Raw genomic sequence first — 17,684 nt, 5'->3', positions numbered from 1 at the left:
TCGTATTCTTCGGGGGCCAGATTATCTTTTGAAAGGTAGTACAAATAGCTTCCGGGCAGGTTCAAGCTCATATCCCATTCCTTGTGGGGTTAGTCGCACCGGCATCACCTTACATTTCTTAGGGGGTTGTCGTCCAGTCGCAGGATATCGACGAAAAGCCACCCGCCAAAAGAAAGATTTAAAATCAATTAAGTAGATAACTTGAGATTTTAATCGTATTAAATCTAACCATCAATTTAACAGTTGATTATGGATTTGAGTGGGTAGTTTTTTTTGTATATATAAGCAAAAGTATGTTGGTTCAGTCGGTTCAGTTGGTTCAATTTGTAAAGACGATTGTTTTTAAAAGAAAAAATATGAATCTCTGAACCAACAAATGCCCTTTTTGAACCAACAAACGCTATTTTCGTGTTGGTTCAGTGGGTACGCTGTGTAATGTTTAGCCAGCCAGTGAAGGCATCTCACGGTTCGTAGCCTCAAATGTTGGTTCAAAAGCCCCGTTTGTTGGTTCAGTGTTGGTTCAAAATGGAAATTAAATTCCTTATAAAACAAACATCTTTACGTATTGAACCAACTGAACTAACTGAACCAACATAAAAACCTCGCATGTGATAAATAATTATTCGTCTGGCTGGCTACTTTCCGGCATGTGCTGGATCACGTAGACATTGATCTGACGGCCATCAATGCGCGGTGATTTACGCTGATAGCCTCGCCCGCTTGCCGGTGGGGTTAACATCCCTGCGCCCGCTAATGCTTTGGCGAAATGTTTTACATTGAAGCCCCGCGCTATCTCATCTTCGAACGCAGCCGGGAAGGTGTAGAACACCATTGCGTCACGGTCATGCTTNGAACGTGGCTTTCCACCCGTTCGCTGATAGTTCCGACATTTCACTGAAGCGTTAAACGCCTCGATAATCTTTGCGGCCCCTGTCAAGCGAAAAGCATGAGGATCGGCTGACATCAACTGACCTTCTCCATTGATGTAGAACAGCCGGGCGGGGCCATAGATATCACTCAGCATCACCACTTCACCGGAAAATACCATTTTTTCCAGTTTCTCTTTTTCGCGTGATCCGCCAGAGGAAGCCTGAGTGTGGTAAGTCCGGCCCTCTCGCATATTGATAAGGTAACGGCTGGCATTGTAGCCATCGTCAAATTCATACTCACGGCAGATACGTGACCAGGCATCATGAGGGCTGATTATGCGCTCGTATTCTTCGGGGGCCAGATTATCTTTTGAAAGGTAGTACAAATAGCTTCCGGGCAGGTTCAAGCTCATATCCCATTCCTTGTGGGGTTAGTCGCACCGGCATCACCTTACATTTCTTAGGGGGTTGTCGTCCAGTCGCAGGATATCGACGAAAAGCCACCCGCCAAAAGAAAGATTTAAAATCAATTAAGTAGATAACTTGAGATTTTAATCGTATTAAATCTAACCATCAATTTAACAGTTGATTATGGATTTGAGTGGGTAGTTTTTTTTGTATATATAAGCAAAAGTATGTTGGTTCAGTTGGTTAAATTTATAAAGACGATTGTTTTTAAAAGAAAAAATATGAATCTCTGAACCAACAAACGCTACTTTCGTGTTGGTTCAGTGGGTGCCCTGTATAATTCTTAGCCAGCCAGTGAAGACCTCTCACAGTTCATAGCCTCAAATGTTGATTCAAAAGCCCCGTTTGTTGGTTCAGTGTTGGTTCAAAATGGAAATTAAATTCCTTATAAAACAAACATATTTACGTATTGAACCAACTGAACTAACTGAACCAACATAAAAACCTCGCATGTGATAAATAATTATTCGTCTGGCTGGCTACTTTCCGGCATGTGCTGGATCACGTAGACATTGATCTGACGGCCATCAATGCGCGGTGATTTACGCTGATAGCCTCGCCCGCTTGCCGGTGGGGTTAACATCCCTGCGCCCGCTAATGCTTTGGCGAAATGTTTTACATTGAAGCCCCGCGCTATCTCATCTTCGAACGCAGCCGGGAAGGTGTAGAACACCATTGCGTCACGGTCATGCTTACCTTTGTCCCGATACCCGGCCAAATCACGAATAGGAAGGCTCTGTGGGTCATAAGGCAGGGGCGCGAACCGACTCAGGCCGTAAGCGTTCAGAAACCCTTCCGTCTGCTCTATAATCTGCTGGTGCTCTTTGTTGCCGGTACCAAATTCTTTTATCCAGGCATTGAAATTATGCTGTATCGCATCCCGGCACTCTTGCTCATCCCAACCCGTGACCACCCGCCCAAACAGTAATGCTGCTTCAAGCACTGCAAAACGGGCCGCTACACGGTGAACCTGTTCCCCATAATCAGCCGGTATCAATGAGCGCCAACGGCTTTCTGCCTCTCTAACAGCGGCTACAGCCTGTTGCTGGTGGTCTGCAAGGTGCTTAATCCAGTAACGCCCTGCGGCCCCGTAGTTGTGCTGGTAGGCATCTTTCAGCGCATCAGCGTGGGCTTTGCCGTTGGGGGTTTCATGGTGCTGGTGTGCCTTCTCCAGTGGGATATTCAGCAAGCGAACCAGTTGACCGGCCTTCACCTTACGCCCTGAACTGGCGATAAAGGTTTCAATGTCCATTTCCCCGGTACTGAGTGCGACAGTACGCCAACGTTTTAAATCACGATTGCCGCCTTCTTTGGCCCCCTGGAGCTTGCCAACACCGTTAAACAACGTATAGGCAGACTTAGCCACGCTATCAGGATCAGCACCTTGCCCGACCTCATCCAGTGGCATCAGGCCGTCATTGTGGGCGGCGGCTTCATTGGCAATACCGAGCGCCGTTCCGAACCAGGTCAAACGCAGGGCATCCGGTTCACCGTATAGGCTGCTGGCAATATTGGCGGTGGTAGTTTTCCCTGAGCTGGATTGTTCGTAGAAGTGAATACCGAACCCATCAGCACCGGCAAGGCCAATCAGCGGCGCGGCAAGTGCGGCACCAATCCCCGCCATCATGGACGGATTGCCCCGCGCCAACCTTGCCACTGAATCACGCCAGCTTTCCGGTGTACCTTTCACTGTGTACCCGGCAGCAGCAGCACTGCGACCATTGAACAGAACCGGCTTTTCAGGTGTTCCGATGATTTCACCGTCCGGCATGATGTACGCGCCGCACTGCCAGCCGGTGGCCTGAGCCACACGCCATATCTCAAGGGAGCCGCTACGCTGTAGCCAGTCGGCCAATATCGCCCTGAGTGTGCTTTTAGTGGTCACGTTCACCCCACCCGCCTTTAGCGTGCGCCAGCCCTCACGCTCACCAATATCAGCCAGAGGAATTGCTGCTGTAGTCGGTATATCTTCACCTATCGGTAGCCAGCGGATAATCAGGTATTGGTCTTTATCATCCCTGCCAGTGCCGATCACCTCTAAGGGCGAACACAACCAGCTTTCATTGCTGATAATCTCGCCACTGTCTTTGTCCACCTTCGGCGTGATCCAGTAAACTCCGTCTTTCCGGCTGATAATGTGAGGCTTGAGCGGGTCAGTCTGTTGACGGTCTTTTTTACCGCCCTCTATCGCCGTGAGCTGAACGGACATACTCGCTCCCTTTGGTTGGTGCAGTGATTCAGTAAAAGCGCGTATAGCGGCTTCTGTGCCGTTCTGTTGGCGGTAGTCGTCCCAGTCGGCTTTATGGTTAGTGGGTGGCAACGTAACCCAACCAGAAACAGAAATGGTGGCTTTTTCAGCGGAGATAACGCCAACATTCTGCTTAGGTTTGCCTTTTTCGTCACATAGCCCCGGTTCGTGCCAGTCGTTATCTGCGGCAATGATGATTTTTGCCAGTGGCCACTTTGCCCGGCAGACCTTCGCGACGTGAATTAGGTTGCCTTCGTCCAGTGCGGCCAGTACTACTCCATCATCCAGTAACGAAACGGTAACGCCGGTTGCGTAACCCTCGGCGATCAGCACCGTTACAGGCTGTCCGTTCTCTGTTGGTGATTGGAGCCTGACCGGAATAAATGAACCTTTTTTTGTGGTACCCGCTAATAACCGCTTCGAGCCGTCAGGGTTAATCACCTGTGCGCCGGTGGTGGTGCCGTCCATCGCTTGCAGTATCAGCAACAGTGAACCGTCACTGAGCAAGGCCTTGGAGGGGCTAGGAAGGCCCTTATTGAGAAGGTACTGAGATTCACCCGATACCGTTTTAGCCACCAGCGCCGCCACCTTGTCAGCTATAGCGATGTTGGATTGAGGCTTATCTCTGGCTGGCTTCGGCTCTGGCAAGGGCAGCGCCATCACACCCGCGACCATTTCCGCCGCTGAACGGGCGTCACACTGATTAACTTTCATCACTAAATCCAGTCCGGTACCCGCGCCACAATGTGAGCAATGGTAGGTTCCGCGACCCTCCCGATCATCAAATCGATAGCGGGTTTTACCGCCACAACTTGGACACTCACCCTCGCTACGATTGGTTGGAATATCCAGATGTTGGAAAATAGCTTCCCAGTGGCCTTTAGCTTTGCTGCGAACGTCATTAACAAAGTTATCTTTTACCATTTGGGAAAGCCCCCACGGTGCCAAATTTCGAACCGTGCATTTTGTGCGTTATCGTTTAACGCAGCGGCAATACGTGGTAAATACATCAGCGCCTCACCCAGCGAGCGCAAATCTTTGGCGGCTAAATCATCGCTGTAGTTCTCACTATCTGTCGCCCAGAACGCCACGCTCCCCATGCCATGAATGCCAGCCATAATCCCGTTGAAGGCATCTTCACTTTGATTACGCACCTCACTCAGTGTCTTGCTGTCCATCTGACTGAAATCACATCTTGCCAAGTGGTTATATATATCAGTCATGATTAATTACTCCCGGTAGAAGTGAACTCAGCAACAAAACGCGCCAGAGGCATGATGCAAGGTGCCTGATATCCATCACGGCTAAAGGTGACTCGGTTAAACGCCACGGCCTGTACAGTGACGAGTAAGCCGTGACTGTCTTTGTAGCGGTCATTAGGCAGCGGTTCGCGCATAGTTCACCTCCGTAGCTTTTTGAAGGTGTGATAGCGCTTCATGCATAAGACTGTGTACAGCGGCAACGCGATTGGCTTCGTCGTTGTCGTTTGCTGTAAGGGTGTCCATCCACATATTCAGCACAGCGATAGCCTGATTACTGTATGCCAGTGCGTTTTCTGCGTGATTCACGACTTCAAAGGTTTCTTTATGCATGGCTCACCTCCGGCAGGCGACCAGCAAAGGAAAGCACGAACTGACCGGCCAGAGAGCGACGGGCGTCTTGTTCAGAATGGGCGGTTACTGATTCACGGTGCGGCTTGGCGTTCAGGTCAGAACGGTGCACGGCGAGAAAGAGAAATTTAAAGCGAGTTGGGGTATGATTTAACATAGCTGCCTTGATACGTACTCTATCGTTGGTGGTAAGAGGCCCGGTTAGTGTTAGCGCACTTCCGGGCTTCGTTATTTCTTGAGCATCTAAAGCCCCAAGGTGGAACACACTATAAACATCAACAGTGTTCCACTTCAACCATTTTATTAATTTATTTTTTGTGTATACTGTGTTCCACCAAATGATTGAGGATTCAGTAATGGCAACAGGTAGCGTTAATGCCAAATCACAAAAAATACATGCCAGAGTTCCGCATGAAGTTATTGATGAAGTTGAATTAGTGAAAGATGACGGTGAAAGTACCTCGCAATTTGTCGTGGCTGCTTTGCAAGGTGAGATCAAACGCCGTAAGCGCAAGAAGGCCAAGGAAGCACCAGAGGGCTGACCTACGAAAGTTTCGCATGTACGAACATGCTGTTCTGCAAGATGTTGATTTATCTNTCGTATTCTTCGGGGGCCAGATTATCTTTTGAAAGGTAGTACAAATAGCTTCCGGGCAGGTTCAAGCTCATATCCCATTCCTTGTGGGGTTAGTCGCACCGGCATCACCTTATATTTCTTAGGGGGTTGTCGTCCAGTCGCAGGATATCGACGAAAAGCCACCCGCCAAAAGAAAGATTTAAAATCAATTAAGTAGATAACTTGAGATTTTAATCGTATTAAATCTAACCATCAATTTAACAGTTGATTATGGATTTGAGTGGGTAGTTTTTTTTGTATATATAAGCAAAAGTATGTTGGTTCAGTTGGTTAAATTTATAAAGACGATTGTTTTTAAAAGAAAAAATATGAATCTCTGAACCAACAAACGCTACTTTCGTGTTGGTTCAGTGGGTGCCCTGTATAATTCTTAGCCAGCCAGTGAAGACCTCTCACAGTTCATAGCCTCAAATGTTGATTCAAAAGCCCCGTTTGTTGGTTCAGTGTTGGTTCAAAATGGAAATTAAATTCCTTATAAAACAAACATATTTACGTATTGAACCAACTGAACTAACTGAACCAACATAAAAACCTCGCATGTGATAAATAATTATTCGTCTGGCTGGCTACTTTCCGGCATGTGCTGGATCACGTAGACATTGATCTGACGGCCATCAATGCGCGGTGACTTACGCTGATAGCCTCGTCCACTTGTTCGAACGCAGCCGGGAAGGTGTAGAACACCATTGCGTCACGGTCATGCTTGCCTTTGTCCCGATACCAACCCTTCGCCAATAATGACTACCTGCGGATGTTCAGATACGTTTACGGCGTGATATGCGCCCCGTTTGGTGCCGTCCGTTAGGCTGGTGGTGTTTCGTATGAAGTGAAATAAAGCAGCAGATGCCCTTGGGGGTTTAGTGATCGTGCCAATGACAATTGGCACGGAGTATCGAGTATATTTGTCATTATTCGTACTCCCTGTTCTTGATTCTGTCAGTGTCAAGTCATTCCAGACACTCAGTTAAAAATATAATGAGTAATATTAATAATATTTCTTAATTAGAAAATATCTGCGGCGTAAGAGAAAAAGAATCATTCCTACTGGTCAGATTTTTTAGATCACCCGTTTATATCATTCAGGCCCATAACAGAACCGACTCAGTATACTGTTAGTGTATAAACACGATCTAACCAAGATATATACTTAAGTAAAATAGCGCCCACACAAGAATTATCTTACTGCCAAGAACGCTACCCCATAGAGTCGTAAAATATAAATTAGTCTTCAGGATAATTTATGATGAACCAAAATAAAATATATGATATTAAATCAATATGTTACATTAATTTTATTGATTATAATATGCAGAACAAATAAAACATCATTTGCGATTATTACCGCATTTATATTATTATGCGCGAAATTTACTGTCTTGTGATTATAATGGAATTTTTTATACCCATAACTCTATTGTTAATAAAAATAGGGACATATAGACAGATTATATTATTTCTAGGATAAAAGGGTTATGGACGATAAAATAATGCAAAATAAAACACTGTATGAAATGAGTTTCAAAGGTAAAGGTAGCGAATACTTCGCTATCTGGTTGGTTAATTTGCTGCTAACGGTAATTACACTCGGTATTTATTCTGCATGGGCCACCGTTCGACGCCGCCGTTACTTCTATGGTAATACCGAGTTAAACGGTGATCGTTTTGATTATCACGCACAGCCAGTACAACTCCTTAAAGGGCGTTTATTAGTTATTGGCAGCATAATTTTATTCTATATATTATTGGCGGTGACCCCACAGTTTGCCCTCGTGGTCGCGCTGGCGTTTCTGGCATCGGTGCCATGGATTATTCTCCGCAGTTGGCGCTACAATGCAATTATGACAAGCTATCGTGGTGTTCGTTTTAATTATCACTGCCAGACTGGGCGTGCTTATTGGGTATTGCTATTTTGCCCGCTACTGTTAATTATCGGGTTGTATGCCGCTATTTGTCTCATGGTAATGATAGGCTATACCGTGAACAGCCTTTCTGCCGTTATAACACTAGCCGTTATCTCTGCTATTTTGTTGTTACCTCTGCTGGCCGTTATCAACGGCATTATGGCAACGTTACAACAGAATCTATATGTTAATAATCTGTCTTTTGGCAATTCATCTTTTATTACCACGCTAAAAAAATCAGTCTTTATTAAAATACACTTAATCAGCACTTTGATTTTTATGCTATTTTTTGTCATCGCCATGATATTCGCCGGTTCGTTTTTGCTCGGTCTGTCCCAACTAGCCTTATCTGCTGAAGTGACCGATGCCATGGCTGGTGCGCTGATCATTAATAATGCTGGCAACTTGCTACTAATGATAGTGGTGTTACTGCTAGGATCAATGAGTTCCAGTAGCTACCGCACGGTGGCACAACGTAATTACCTGTTTAGTCAAACAACATTGCAAGGTGAAATCAAGCTGCACTCCTCGATGAAAACCCTACAATATATGGGTCTTTTGATTACTAATAGCCTGATAACTGTGTTCTCATTGGGGTTTGCTGCGCCAGTGGCAGAAGTGCGTCATGCACGCTATCTGGCCCATTCAACTAAAATTGAAGGTGACCTGTCTTTACTCAATATCCAGGCTCATCAGGATACCGCGAATGATGCCACCGCCGAAGAAACAGTACAGATGCTCGATCTGGGAACCCGCTTTTGAGTAAACGTCAGTGATCCTTCAAGGATATTATCAGTGTCCAGGCCGGGCCACCCGCGAGGTGGCCCGGTTACTGCTGAATGACCTGGGAGATAACGTGACATTGCTGCGCGATGGGAAACAACATTTTATCTCTCTGTCGCAACTCAGTGTTTCTGATTCACTGGGTACTATTCCGCTGAACCTGACATTTCCTGATGGTGGTCGTTTTGTCCCCACCGATGATGCGTTGTTCCGTCAATGGCTGTATCAACGGCGTTCACCTGGGTTGGTACACCGCTTAGAACGCCATAAACGCGGGGTATTGCTGGCGTTGCTGATGACCATAATGCTTATCTTAGCTTACATTTATGTGCTACTTCCTTGGGCGAGCAGTGAAATTGCGCTGCGTATTCCAACGGTTGCGGAGCAGAAGCTGGGGGAGCACTCATTTAAACTTCTACAACATAGTGGGTTTAAACCTTCACAGTTGCCCGCCGAGCGGCAACAGGCGATTCAACAATTATTTGTACAGGTGATGCCCGTACAAATGCAGCAGGAACGTACTCCGCCCAAACTGATATTGATGACAGCGCCGATGACAGCCAATGCCTTCATGTTACCTGATGGCACAATGGTGTTAAGTGACGATTTGATCAAGCTGACTACCAGCGATGATGCCTTGGCTGCGGTGATGTTGCATGAGATGGGGCACCACGCCTACCGCCACTCGATGCGAATGCTGGTGCGTTCATCGTTGGTCGCATTGACCTTGATGTGGATGACGGGTGATGTCAATGGTATTGGCGATACGCTGTTACAATCGGCCTCATTTGTACATGAGATGCAGTTCTCCCGCGCGATAGAACGTGAGGCAGATTCCTGGGCAATAGCCGAAATGCAGCACGAAGGGCGTTCGTTGTCGGCCATGGAAGATATTTATCATCGGTTGCAACAAGTAGCAATGCCGGGGGCTGAAACTCGAATTGACATGACGGAGTGGCTGAGTACCCATCCTGATATGCAGGACAGGCTGGAAGCCATACGTGCCGCAAAAGAGAAAGCGCCCTCTGGTGGATAAAATGTTTAAGTGAGAAAGCCATGCCAATCGCCGTTATCGCGCAGTTAAACTTTATAGGGTGATGTATAGGCTATCGTCTTAAAGCCTCGATGGCATTTACCGGCATGGAGATCACTGATTTCAGGCTGCTCTCAATGCGCTCAATAATTGCCATTCGCGGCCCGAAACGCCATCCATCACTGCTGTAAAAACACGCCTCAGCACGCGCTAACACCTCAGACTATCACAGGCATGCATTAGGTAGTAAGCATCTGGATTATAGAGTGAAATTCCGTAAGCGACGACGTCTATCCCCTCTCTGAGGTGTAGCGGAATGCTGATTTCCTGCATGATTCGCTGGAATTCAGCACCCGTCCCTGCTGGATATTATGGCAACGGATCTTAACGTTAGCCCGTTGACGATTGGTCTGGTGGTTACCCCGACACCGTCAGGTTATGCCCTGGGGTTGATATTCATTGTACTGTTGGGTAATCGTTGGGATCGTCGAAAATTAATTATCGGGCAGTTATTGTTATCTGCTGAGGCATTGATTTTGGTGAGTCTTGTCCCTACTTTTTCACTGCTATTGATGGGCGATGCTGATTATCGGCCTGATGGCTGTCGTTGTGCGGGTTATATGTTGTTTCACTCAATTGGCAGCGCCATCAGTACAACGACAGTCGATGCAAATGCAGGTTGGTCAGGTGTTTGTGTTCTTGGCGCGATGATAAGTGCCGTCGCAATGCTATTTTTACATCTGACGTACAGGAAATATTCCACGGTATAATTAGTTGAATATCATAAATTTTATTTATATATCTATTGTTCAACCTATACTCATGATAGTTATCGTTAACTGAGTTCAGATCATACAGGAGTCATCGTTATGCTAAATATAGATCAGAAATACCTGATGAACCTTGATGAAGGTACGCTAAAAAAACAGCGACTGATCATGCGGGTCATTGCCGTTCTACTGCTGTTAGGCGGGATTTTCTGCCTGATTAATCCATTAGCATCCGGTGTCGTACTGAGCAAGATCATCGGTGTCCTGCTGCTGCTCAGTGGTATTGCAATGGTCATAGGTATGGTCGCTAACCGCCGCTCTCACGACGTATGGCCCATGGTGACCGGTATTTTACTGGGCGTGGCATATCTCGTAATGGGTTATGTATTCATTACCAATCCAGCAATAGGCATGATCAGTCTGGCGGTGGTGCTGGCGGTATTGTTTGCCTTTGGTGGGGTGATCCGGTTGATTACCGGCGTTAAAATGTGGGGAGTACCGGGGGCATGGCTACAAATCTTGCTTGGGGTGCTGGACCTGATAATTACCTATCTACTGGTCAGTGCCGGGCCATTGATGTCGATCACGATGGTAACCACATTGGTCGGGATTGAGATGTTATTCAGTTCATTTAGCTGCTTTATGGTCGCTGGTTTATATAAACGCAATTCATAGCTCTCCCCCTGAGCGGTATCGTGAACGGCGATACCGCTGCCCTGGAAATATTCTCTAACGAGTCAAGCCTGTACGGTAAACGGTTTATCGGCCGACGACAGAAAGCCTTTTAGTTTTGCTGCCATTGAATAAAACGCGGTCATATTCATGACGGCTATCACAATCAGCACATTGCGATTTCCCAAGCTGCACAGCACCGTCTAAATTTGAATAAAAATCTCATCCGACCACTTGCCGAACTCGGCTAGGGTGGCAGAGAAATAACAATAATGGTTTGGCTGTATTGAGTTGATTTATACCCAATATAGCCAGAAGTACACCCGATGGAGACTGCAATGTTAGCTTACCCTCACCTGCTCACCCCCCTTGACCTTGGCTTTACTGCCCTGAAAAATCGCGTGTTAATGGGGTCAATGCACACCGGATTGGAAGAATTGCCCGATGGCCCACAGCGCCTGGCGGCTTTCTATGCCGAAAGGGCCGCCGGTGGTGTCGGCCTGATTGTTACTGGTGGCATTGCACCCAATAAAAAAGGGGTGGTGTATCAGGGCGCATCGGTACTGAATGACGTAACACAAGTGCCGCATCATCAACTAGTTACCGATGCCGTGCATCGGGCAGGCGGTAAAATTGCGTTACAAATTCTCCATGCAGGTCGTTATAGCTACCAGAAACAGCCAGTGGCCCCCTCAGCCTTGCAAGCCCCCATCAACCCCGTTGCCCCGCAGGCATTAAGTGGCGATGAAGTGCTACAGACCATTGCCGACTTCGCCCACTGCGCGCTGTTAGCCAAGCAAGCCGGTTACGACGGCGTTGAGGTGATGGGATCTGAAGGTTATCTCATTAATCAGTTCCTAACGGCCCGAACCAATCAACGCGATGACCACTGGGGCGGGGATTTTACCCGTCGGATGCGTTTTGCCTTAGAAATTGTACGTGCAGTCCGACAGGCCACCGGGCCGAATTTCATTCTGATTTACCGTCTGTCGATGCTCGATCTGGTGGAGGATGGTTCCAGTTGGGATGAGATAGTGCAGTTGGCGCAGGCCGTCGAACAAGCCGGTGCGACCCTGATTAATACCGGCATTGGTTGGCATGAAGCGCGGATCCCTACCATTGCGACTATGGTGCCACGGGCCGGGTTCAGTTGGGTAACACGCAAATTGATGGGGAAAGTGGCTATTCCGCTGATCACCACCAACCGGATCAATGACCCCGCAGTAGCAGAGCAAGTATTGGCGGATGGCTGTGCGGATATGGTGTCGATGGCACGCCCATTCCTCGCCGATGCCGCTTTTGTCCAAAAGGCGGCACAGGATCGGGCGGATGAAATTAATACCTGTATAGGCTGTAATCAGGCTTGTTTGGATCAGATTTTCGAAGGCAAACTGACCTCGTGTCTGGTGAATCCGCGAGCCTGCCGTGAAACCGAAATGCCGGTTTTGCCGACAGAAACGCCAAAACAATTAGCCGTAGTGGGTTCCGGCCCTGCCGGATTGGCTTTTGCGGTGACTGCTGCCAGCCGTGGCCATCAGGTAACGCTATTTGATGCCGCTGCAGACATTGGTGGTCAATTCAATATTGCCAAACAGATACCCGGCAAAGAAGAGTTCTACGAGACACTGCGCTATTTCCGCCGTCAATTGGTACTCCATGGTGTCATTCAGCGGTTAAATACCCTGGTGCAGCCACAGCAATTAGCTAACTTTGATGAAGTGATCCTCGCCTGTGGCATCCAGCCACGCTTGCCAGCCATCAAGGGTATTGACCATCCGAAAGTGCTTACCTATCTGGACGTATTGCGTGATAAAAAACCGGTCGGCGAGCGAGTGGCAATTATCGGTGCCGGTGGGATTGGTTTTGATACTGCTGAATATCTCAGCCAATTCGGTGATCCCAGTAGTCTGGATAGCCACGCATTCAGTCGCGAATGGGGCATTGACCAGAATCTGGCACAGCGGGGAGGCTTATCTGTGGAGGGGGCCAAAGTGCATCCATCACCACGGCAGATTTTCCTGTTACAGCGGAAAGCCAGTAAGGTCGGCGAAGGCTTGGGTAAAACTACCGGCTGGATCCACCGCACCAGTCTGGCGATGCGCGGCGTGAAGATGCTCAACAGTGTTAACTACGAGAGTATTGATGATGAAGGTTTGCATATCACCCATGCGGAACAGACCCGTTGCTTGCCCGTCGATACCATCATTATCTGCGCCGGTCAGGAGCCGCGCAGGGAATTGCATCGACCCTTACTGGATATGGGGAAAACAGTGCATTTGATTGGTGGTGCTGACGTAGCAAGTGAGCTGGATGCCCGCCGGGCGATCGATCAAGGGACGCGTCTGGCGCTGGCTATTTAGTAGACAGATAAGTAGCCGCAGGGGGTAGCTGACATCACCCCCTGCGATTTCAAGTACGAAGGGCGATTAGAAATCGCTATACGACATATCAAGACTACCCGAACCGCCGCCTTCTGAACGGGATGAGGCCGTTTTCACGGCCTTCAGCACCATAAACTTCTGGTTTGAATCCAGCGTTTCACAGTTACCGAACAAACGTTTAAGTTTGTGGAAGTAATCCAAGTGACGGTTACCGACGATCATTAGCGCCCCGCCCACCTCCAGACAACGTTTGGCATCACAGAACATCTGCCAGGCTACATGGTCACTGACTGCATGTTGTTGATGGAAAGGTGGGTTGCAGAGCACCAGTTGCAGGCTCTCACGCTCAACACCGGCCAGCCCATGGCTCACCATAAATTCACAGCGTGACAAGTCTTGTGGGCGGTTATAGGTGATATTCAGTTCACTGGATGCCACTGCCATGTAGGACTCATCCACAAACAGCATTTCTGCTTGTGGGTTTTGTTCCAACGCAATCAAGCCGACAACACCATTACCACAACCCAGATCGGCTATTTTCCCGGTAACATCATACGGCAGGATCTCCATAAAGAAGCGCGCACCGATGTCCAGATTATTACGGGAAAAGACGTTAGCATGGTTATGGATAACATATTCGGTATTCGCCAGCGGCCAGTCGGTAGTGGCGGGTGCCTCTGCCAGTGGGATATCAGCAACTTCACAGTGGATCAGACGTGCTTTTTTCCATGCCAGCGTGGTTTTGGTCGGCCCCAGAATTTTTTCAAACAATTGCAGCGTCGAGTTATGCACATCGCGGGATTTTGCCCCCGCAATAATCACCGTATCCGGTGCGACCACACGGCGTAAAGCCTGTAATTGCTGCTCCAACAGCGCCAATGCTTTAGGGATTTTAATCACCACCAGCTTAGGGGCTTCTGGCAAAGCGTCAATGCTACTTAGCAGGGTGACCGCCTCTTCATCCAGATGATTTAAACGCAAGTTATGCGCTGTTGCCAATTGGCTCATATAAGAGTCACTGACACTGAATGGACGATAAGCGTGTAAAGCACAGGCCAGCGTACCAAACTGATCGTTAAACACCAGTACCGATCGACCATCAATCTGACTTAAATCAATGTGTTGTAGCAGATATTCATCTGCTGCTTCCCACGCCTGTAGGGTGGTAGAATTTTCTTGTGGCGGAAAACGCTCAAGCTCAAGACTTTGCGTTTCCAGAGAGAGTTGGCTCATCACCGCTCCTGAATAATAAATTTGGGCTGTTTATCCCCTAAAACGGGCGATCAGTAAAATGTTTTTTTGCTTTAATGCCGTTTTATCGCAACCCAGGCCAGCAAAACGAGAAGAATGCTTGCAGCATGACAGAGAAAATAATTTCACAAACGGCTTAAGATAGCTTAATGAAGGACGTATTTTACCCCGGCACCAATCGTTACCAAGACTTAATTTCATGTTAATTCATTACCAATCGACTCAATTTTTCTTGAAATCGACTTAAAATGGCCCCGCAACACCAATAAAGATTATTAGTATCTATTATCAGGCATTCACCAAAACAATTAAATAACAAATTATCAGTTACTTGATAGTTTGTTATTTAATTCTTTTATTTTTAAAAAGTTAACACGATTGGAAGTTATTTGTATATCAAGTCTGCAATCTATAATTGCAAATCATATTGCGCGTAATAAAAACGTTTAAATATTAATTACAAGGAAGGTAACCCAACAATGTCTATATTAAATATTATTCTGCTGGAACGCCGTTCCCTTACCCAGACCATCCCCTCAAATCATACCAATTATCATTTATCACCATGCGCCAAAGCCATCGGTGGAGTGTTATTGGTATTGAGTAGTAGCATTGCCTGGGCTGATAGCTATGACGAGTTTCATATTTACGGGCCAGACCCATTTATCGCTGCTGACGGAACGGACCATAATGACTTCTTAAGAAGAGCAAACGCACAAGTATTACATGAGCAACAGAACTCAGCTAATTGGGCAAAAGCACAAAAAATGTGGCGCGAACAAGACCTTGAGAGGATTCGAGAAAAAGCAAAAGCATCAGCAGCGATCAAACAACAGGAATTTGTACAAGGACTTCTAAAATTGCTGACTGACACACCGCCCATCAAGGCTACTTCAGATACTACGCATGAAAAAGTTATCGAAGATACTCTGGGCACTGAAGTTAATGATGTTGTTACTGAGGTGGGTAATGTCAGTCAGACAATACTATCTCATCCAATATCTAACTTATTGCTCCACGCTAAACCTGAAGTTAGCGCAACAATAGCTGAAACCCAAACGGCTAAAAAACCACCACCACCGGCCCCAAAACCTAAAACGCAGCCCACCCCTAAACCCATACTCAAATCAACCCCTATCATTAGCCATACTCCGCAGGCCGGTAGCTATATTGCTAACCTGATGGCGGCTCAACAAATGTTTATAACAGATGACTTACAGCACCGCCAAGAAGCAACCCCCTACACCGACCCAATAACCGGTAAGAAGAAAATCACCAATATGTGGCTAAATACCACTGGGGCAAAAAACCGGTTTAACTCAGGTCAGAACCAACTCCACACAAAAGGAACCCGCTATTCAACTCAGTTTGGCGGGGCAATAAGTCAATGGAGCAGCGGTGAGAATGGCCTGGGGATCTTAGGGATAACGGCCGGTATTGGTAAAGCCACCAGCCAAAGTCGTTCCACTTCATCCCATCACCAATCGCATGGTTCAGTAGAAGGTTACAACCTCGGCTTATATAACATCTGGTATGCCAATAACCACACTAAACCTGGGCCTTACGTTAACCTGCTGACGCAATACGGTAAGTTCAAGAATCAAGTTAAGGCGTCAGAAGTTGTGACTGGGGCGAGTTATAAGTCTTATCTGTTTACCACTGCATTGGAAACAGGCTACAAAGCTCAACTGATCGAACAAGCAGATGTCCGGCTATTTGTACAACCTAAAGCGAAAGTAGTATGGCAGCGCAGCAGTGGGTTACTGCACGAAGAAACTAATGAAACACAGATAACGGTTAACGAAAACAGTGCGGTGACCACCACGCTAGGGGTACGTACCGCACTGGAGTTCGATATTGCAACCTTATCATCGACCAAAACCCTGCAAATCAGCCCCTCCTTTGAAGCTAATTGGATTCATAGCCGAATGAATCAAGGAATACAATTATCCAATATCAATGTCATCAAACAACAGTTACAAAATAAAATAGAATTAATGAGTATTAATGTTACACCGCAAAGGAACAGCAATATTGCTGACCTTAAGCTAGGTATTGAAGCTAACATTAACAGCGACCTACGGTTGTGGACTCATTTAGGCTATCAATTTGGCGGCCAGCACTACAGCTATACTCAAGTCACTTTGGGAGCAAATTATCGTTTCTAAGTGAGTGACGATTGCAGTGACTCCCCATTGAGTTAAAACCACCCATATCAGTAAAACGTAATAATGATGCTGATATGGGTGCCCCGCGCTGTGAAAGACTAAATTGTGTGTAAGCCGACTATTTTTAGTCCCTATTTTTATGCAAAGTAAGTGACTTTTGTCTAAACGGCGGGAAAACGTTACTATCATCGGCAAAATGCCTAAAACCATTGGCGTTGCCGGTAGACAACCAGTCGCGCCAAGGACCAAGGGGATTCATCAACTAAGCCAGAGCGAATACACATGCCGGAACTGACCTATCTGCAAGGTTACCCCGAACACTTACAATCTCAGGTACACCAACTCATCACTGAACAACGTTTGGGGAGTGTATTACGTCAGCGCTACCCACAACCTCATGATTACAATACCGATAAAATGTTGTACCAATATGCGGTTGATTTAAAAAACCAGTATCTGCGTAATGCTCAACCGCTCAGTAAAGTGGCCTACGACAGTAAAATTCAGGTGATGAAACATGCGCTCGGTCTCCATACAGCTATTTCCAGAGTGCAGGGCGGCAAATTGAAGGCCAAAGCCGAGATCCGTGTCGCCACTGTATTTAAAAATGCCCCAGAAGCCTTCCTGAAAATGATAGTGGTCCACGAACTGGCTCATTTAAAAGAGAAAGATCACAACAAAGCGTTCTACAGTTTGTGCTGCCATATGGAACCGCAATATCATCAGCTAGAGTTTGATACTCGCCTGTATCTGACCCACGTGGATCTGTTTGGCACAATCTACTAACCGTTGATAGGTATAGCCAATAGATTTCATGGTGCAGAAAATCAGCCAACACCCCTGCAATTTGAAAGATGGCGGGTAAGAAACCAAACCGTGGCCCTGCGGAGCAT

At 47.0% G+C, this 17,684-nt stretch carries 17 protein-coding genes and 2 pseudogenes; 9 read left to right on the top strand and 10 right to left on the bottom strand.

Annotation, left to right across the window (positions count from 1 at the left end; genetic code table 11):
• The coding region (locus AEP37_RS26995) for a hypothetical protein (protein ID WP_209435168.1) at positions 1–196 on the top strand (196 nt) is incomplete at its 5' end.
• 423 nt (positions 197–619) lie between these two features.
• Here the strand turns inward: AEP37_RS26995 and AEP37_RS27345 are convergent.
• The 7 genes and pseudogenes from AEP37_RS27345 to AEP37_RS27955 all read right to left on the bottom strand — a co-directional run.
• Positions 620–868: pseudogene (locus tag AEP37_RS27345) on the bottom strand (DNA primase); the annotation flags it as partial.
• Positions 854–1,282: pseudogene (locus tag AEP37_RS26990) on the bottom strand (hypothetical protein); the annotation flags it as partial. The pseudogenes AEP37_RS26990 and AEP37_RS27345, both read right to left, overlap by 15 nt.
• A gap of 518 nt (positions 1,283–1,800) precedes the next feature.
• Positions 1,801–4,509 carry a TOPRIM and DUF927 domain-containing protein gene (locus tag AEP37_RS19210; protein WP_049614865.1) on the bottom strand — a complete coding sequence of 903 codons (2,709 nt, stop codon included), beginning with the start codon at positions 4,507–4,509 and terminating at the stop codon, positions 1,801–1,803.
• Positions 4,503–4,808: a hypothetical protein gene (locus AEP37_RS19205; protein ID WP_049614864.1), complete on the bottom strand. Its 306-nt coding sequence runs from the start codon at positions 4,806–4,808 to the stop codon at positions 4,503–4,505. The genes AEP37_RS19210 and AEP37_RS19205 overlap by 7 nt, the downstream gene beginning before the upstream one ends.
• 2 nt (positions 4,809–4,810) lie before the next feature.
• Positions 4,811–4,981, bottom strand: a complete 171-nt coding sequence (locus AEP37_RS25185) for a DUF4222 domain-containing protein (RefSeq protein ID WP_049614863.1) — start codon at positions 4,979–4,981, stop codon at positions 4,811–4,813.
• The gene (locus tag AEP37_RS27960; RefSeq protein ID WP_049614862.1) at positions 4,962–5,177 is read right to left on the bottom strand and encodes a hypothetical protein; all 216 of its coding nucleotides are present in this window, start codon (positions 5,175–5,177) and stop codon (positions 4,962–4,964) included. Before AEP37_RS27960 ends, AEP37_RS25185 begins: the two co-directional genes overlap by 20 nt.
• On the bottom strand, positions 5,170–5,352 hold the full coding sequence (locus tag AEP37_RS27955; protein ID WP_049614861.1) for a host cell division inhibitor Icd-like protein: 183 nt from the start codon (positions 5,350–5,352) through the stop codon (positions 5,170–5,172). The genes AEP37_RS27960 and AEP37_RS27955 overlap by 8 nt, the downstream gene beginning before the upstream one ends.
• Before the next feature lie 199 nt (positions 5,353–5,551).
• Here AEP37_RS27955 and AEP37_RS26615 point away from each other — a divergent pair, with 199 nt between their 5' ends.
• Positions 5,552–5,737, top strand: a complete 186-nt coding sequence (locus tag AEP37_RS26615) for a YlcI/YnfO family protein (RefSeq protein ID WP_049614860.1) — start codon at positions 5,552–5,554, stop codon at positions 5,735–5,737.
• A gap of 683 nt (positions 5,738–6,420) precedes the next feature.
• Here the strand turns inward: AEP37_RS26615 and AEP37_RS26610 are convergent.
• Positions 6,421–6,567 carry a hypothetical protein gene (locus AEP37_RS26610; protein ID WP_162208243.1) on the bottom strand — a complete coding sequence of 49 codons (147 nt, stop codon included), beginning with the start codon at positions 6,565–6,567 and terminating at the stop codon, positions 6,421–6,423.
• A gap of 737 nt (positions 6,568–7,304) precedes the next feature.
• Between AEP37_RS26610 and AEP37_RS19180 the strand changes: the two genes are divergently transcribed.
• The 4 genes from AEP37_RS19180 (at position 7,305) to AEP37_RS19165 (ending at position 10,994) form a co-directional block, all read left to right on the top strand.
• Positions 7,305–8,495 carry a YjgN family protein gene (locus tag AEP37_RS19180; RefSeq protein ID WP_049614859.1) on the top strand — a complete coding sequence of 397 codons (1,191 nt, stop codon included), beginning with the start codon at positions 7,305–7,307 and terminating at the stop codon, positions 8,493–8,495.
• Between the two features lie 10 nt (positions 8,496–8,505).
• Positions 8,506–9,552: a M48 family metallopeptidase gene (locus tag AEP37_RS19175; RefSeq protein ID WP_049614858.1), complete on the top strand. Its 1,047-nt coding sequence runs from the start codon at positions 8,506–8,508 to the stop codon at positions 9,550–9,552.
• A gap of 368 nt (positions 9,553–9,920) precedes the next feature.
• Positions 9,921–10,319, top strand: a complete 399-nt coding sequence (locus AEP37_RS27330) for an MFS transporter (RefSeq protein ID WP_049614857.1) — start codon at positions 9,921–9,923, stop codon at positions 10,317–10,319.
• Positions 10,320–10,418: 99 nt separating this feature from the next.
• Positions 10,419–10,994 (top strand): HdeD family acid-resistance protein, encoded by a 576-nt coding sequence (locus AEP37_RS19165; RefSeq protein ID WP_049614856.1) that lies wholly within the window; start codon positions 10,419–10,421, stop codon positions 10,992–10,994.
• Between the two features lie 62 nt (positions 10,995–11,056).
• Here AEP37_RS19165 and AEP37_RS27610 read toward each other — a convergent pair whose 3' ends face one another.
• Positions 11,057–11,179, bottom strand: coding sequence for a hypothetical protein (locus AEP37_RS27610; RefSeq protein ID WP_268872762.1), 123 nt, complete (start codon positions 11,177–11,179; stop codon positions 11,057–11,059).
• Positions 11,180–11,329: 150 nt separating this feature from the next.
• Between AEP37_RS27610 and AEP37_RS19160 the strand changes: the two genes are divergently transcribed.
• Complete coding sequence (locus AEP37_RS19160) at positions 11,330–13,351, top strand: oxidoreductase (protein ID WP_049614855.1); 2,022 nt, start codon at positions 11,330–11,332, stop codon at positions 13,349–13,351.
• A 66-nt stretch (positions 13,352–13,417) separates the two neighbouring features.
• On the opposite strand, the gene rlmG is transcribed toward AEP37_RS19160, so the two are convergent.
• A complete protein-coding gene (rlmG, locus tag AEP37_RS19155) occupies positions 13,418–14,605 on the bottom strand; it encodes a 23S rRNA (guanine(1835)-N(2))-methyltransferase RlmG (RefSeq protein ID WP_049614854.1) in 1,188 nt (395 codons plus the stop codon).
• Between the two features lie 497 nt (positions 14,606–15,102).
• Between rlmG and AEP37_RS19150 the strand changes: the two genes are divergently transcribed.
• Both AEP37_RS19150 and AEP37_RS19145 read left to right on the top strand, forming a co-directional pair.
• The gene (locus tag AEP37_RS19150; RefSeq protein ID WP_072086357.1) at positions 15,103–16,791 is read left to right on the top strand and encodes an autotransporter outer membrane beta-barrel domain-containing protein; all 1,689 of its coding nucleotides are present in this window, start codon (positions 15,103–15,105) and stop codon (positions 16,789–16,791) included.
• A gap of 282 nt (positions 16,792–17,073) precedes the next feature.
• Positions 17,074–17,577, top strand: a complete 504-nt coding sequence (locus AEP37_RS19145) for a M48 metallopeptidase family protein (protein ID WP_049614853.1) — start codon at positions 17,074–17,076, stop codon at positions 17,575–17,577.
• Positions 17,578–17,684: the final 107 nt, after the last annotated feature.

Source organism: Yersinia pekkanenii (assembly GCF_001152565.1).
GTDB lineage: Bacteria > Pseudomonadota > Gammaproteobacteria > Enterobacterales > Enterobacteriaceae > Yersinia > Yersinia pekkanenii.
The sequence above is the reverse complement of the archived record's forward strand: the minus strand, read 5'-3'. Positions and strand labels throughout refer to the sequence as shown.